The sequence below is a fragment of the Pseudomonas sp. B1-22 genome (assembly GCF_050474425.1).
Classification (GTDB): Bacteria; Pseudomonadota; Gammaproteobacteria; order Pseudomonadales; family Pseudomonadaceae; genus Pseudomonas.
This window is the reverse complement of record NZ_JBCHVH010000009.1, coordinates 1-3,123: the sequence shown is the minus strand read 5'-3', so window position 1 is coordinate 3,123 and position 3,123 is coordinate 1. Positions and strand designations below refer to the sequence as shown.

The window sequence follows — 3,123 nt, the reverse complement described above, 5'->3', positions numbered from 1 at the left end:
TAGAAGTAAGACTGAATAATCTCTTTCACTGGTGATTATTCAAGTCAAGGTAAAATTTGCGAGTTCAAGCGCGAATTTTCGGCGAATGTCGTCTTCACGTTCGAGACAGTAACCAGATTGCTTGGGGTTATATGGTCAAGTGAAGAAGCGCATACGGTGGATGCCTTGGCAGTCAGAGGCGATGAAAGACGTGGTAGCCTGCGATAAGCTTCGGGGAGTCGGCAAACAGACTTTGATCCGGAGATCTCTGAATGGGGAAACCCACCTAGCATAAGCTGGGTATCTTGTACTGAATACATAGGTGCAAGAGGCGAACCAGGGGAACTGAAACATCTAAGTACCCTGAGGAAAAGAAATCAACCGAGATTCCCTTAGTAGTGGCGAGCGAACGGGGACTAGCCCTTAAGCTTCTTTGAATCTAGCAGAACGCTCTGGAAAGTGCGGCCATAGTGGGTGATAGCCCCGTATGTGAAAGGTTCTTGGAAGTGAAATCGAGTAGGACGGAGCACGAGAAACTTTGTCTGAACATGGGGGGACCATCCTCCAAGGCTAAATACTACTGACTGACCGATAGTGAACCAGTACCGTGAGGGAAAGGCGAAAAGAACCCCGGAGAGGGGAGTGAAATAGAACCTGAAACCGTATGCGTACAAGCAGTGGGAGCCTACTTAGTTAGGTGACTGCGTACCTTTTGTATAATGGGTCAGCGACTTATATTCAGTGGCGAGCTTAACCGAATAGGGAAGGCGTAGCGAAAGCGAGTCTTAATAGGGCGAATTAGTCGCTGGGTATAGACCCGAAACCGGGCGATCTATCCATGAGCAGGTTGAAGGTTAGGTAACACTGACTGGAGGACCGAACCCACTCCCGTTGAAAAGGTAGGGGATGACTTGTGGATCGGAGTGAAAGGCTAATCAAGCTCGGAGATAGCTGGTTCTCCTCGAAAGCTATTTAGGTAGCGCCTCACGTATCACTCCAGGGGGTAGAGCACTGTTTCGGCTAGGGGGTCATCCCGACTTACCAAACCGATGCAAACTCCGAATACCTGGAAGTGTCAGCGTGGGAGACACACGGCGGGTGCTAACGTCCGTCGTGAAAAGGGAAACAACCCAGACCGTCAGCTAAGGTCCCAAAGTTATGGTTAAGTGGTAAACGATGTGGGAAGGCTTAGACAGCTAGGAGGTTGGCTTAGAAGCAGCCACCCTTTAAAGAAAGCGTAATAGCTCACTAGTCGAGTCGGCCTGCGCGGAAGATGTAACGGGGCTCAAACCATACACCGAAGCTACGGGTGCATCGCAAGATGCGCGGTAGAGGAGCGTTCTGTAAGCCTGTGAAGGTGAGTTGAGAAGCTTGCTGGAGGTATCAGAAGTGCGAATGCTGACATGAGTAACGACAATGGGAGTGAAAAACTCCCACGCCGAAAGACCAAGGGTTCCTGCGCAACGTTAATCGACGCAGGGTTAGTCGGTCCCTAAGGCGAGGCTGAAGAGCGTAGTCGATGGGAAACAGGTTAATATTCCTGTACTTCTAGTTACTGCGATGGAGGGACGGAGAAGGCTAGGCCAGCTTGGCGTTGGTTGTCCAAGTTTAAGGTGGTAGGCCGAACACTTAGGCAAATCCGGGTGTTCAAGGCCGAGAGCTGATGACGAGTCGTCTTTTAGATGATGAAGTGGTTGATGCCATGCTTCCAGGAAAAGCTTCTAAGCTTCAGGTAACTAGGAACCGTACCCCAAACCGACACAGGTGGTTGGGTAGAGAATACCAAGGCGCTTGAGAGAACTCGGGTGAAGGAACTAGGCAAAATGGCACCGTAACTTCGGGAGAAGGTGCGCCGATGAGGGTGAAGCATTTACTGCGTAAGCCCATGTCGGTCGAAGATACCAGGCCGCTGCGACTGTTTATTAAAAACACAGCACTCTGCAAACACGAAAGTGGACGTATAGGGTGTGACGCCTGCCCGGTGCCGGAAGGTTAATTGATGGGGTTAGCGAAAGCGAAGCTCTTGATCGAAGCCCCGGTAAACGGCGGCCGTAACTATAACGGTCCTAAGGTAGCGAAATTCCTTGTCGGGTAAGTTCCGACCTGCACGAATGGCGTAACGATGGCGGCGCTGTCTCCACCCGAGACTCAGTGAAATTGAAATCGCTGTGAAGATGCAGTGTATCCGCGGCTAGACGGAAAGACCCCGTGAACCTTTACTGTAGCTTTGCACTGGACTTTGAGCCTGCTTGTGTAGGATAGGTGGGAGGCTTTGAAGCGTGGACGCCAGTCTGCGTGGAGCCATCCTTGAAATACCACCCTGGCATGCTTGAGGTTCTAACTCTGGTCCGTTATCCGGATCGAGGACAGTGTATGGTGGGCAGTTTGACTGGGGCGGTCTCCTCCTAAAGAGTAACGGAGGAGTACGAAGGTGCGCTCAGACCGGTCGGAAATCGGTCGCAGAGTATAAAGGCAAAAGCGCGCTTGACTGCGAGACAGACACGTCGAGCAGGTACGAAAGTAGGTCTTAGTGATCCGGTGGTTCTGTATGGAAGGGCCATCGCTCAACGGATAAAAGGTACTCCGGGGATAACAGGCTGATACCGCCCAAGAGTTCATATCGACGGCGGTGTTTGGCACCTCGATGTCGGCTCATCACATCCTGGGGCTGAAGCCGGTCCCAAGGGTATGGCTGTTCGCCATTTAAAGTGGTACGCGAGCTGGGTTTAGAACGTCGTGAGACAGTTCGGTCCCTATCTGCCGTGGACGTTTGAGATTTGAGAGGGGCTGCTCCTAGTACGAGAGGACCGGAGTGGACGAACCTCTGGTGTTCCGGTTGTCACGCCAGTGGCATTGCCGGGTAGCTATGTTCGGAATAGATAACCGCTGAAAGCATCTAAGCGGGAAACTAGCCTCAAGATGAGATCTCACTGGGAACTTGATTCCCCTGAAGGGCCGTCGAAGACTACGACGTTGATAGGTCGGGTGTGTAAGCGCTGTGAGGCGTTGAGCTAACCGATACTAATTGCCCGTGAGGCTTGACCATATAACACCCAAACAATTTGCGTGTTGTACGGTGAAGACGTAACGAACCGAAAGTTCGTGTGAACCGCAAAGACCTGTCACATACCCGAATCTGGATGA

Annotated in this window: 1 rRNA gene; it reads left to right on the top strand. The window is 51.7% G+C overall.

Annotation, left to right across the window (positions count from 1 at the left end):
* The first annotated feature begins 133 nt into the window (after positions 1-133).
* Positions 134-3,025 (top strand): 23S ribosomal RNA (locus tag ACQ5BL_RS26860).
* Positions 3,026-3,123 lie beyond the last annotated feature (98 nt).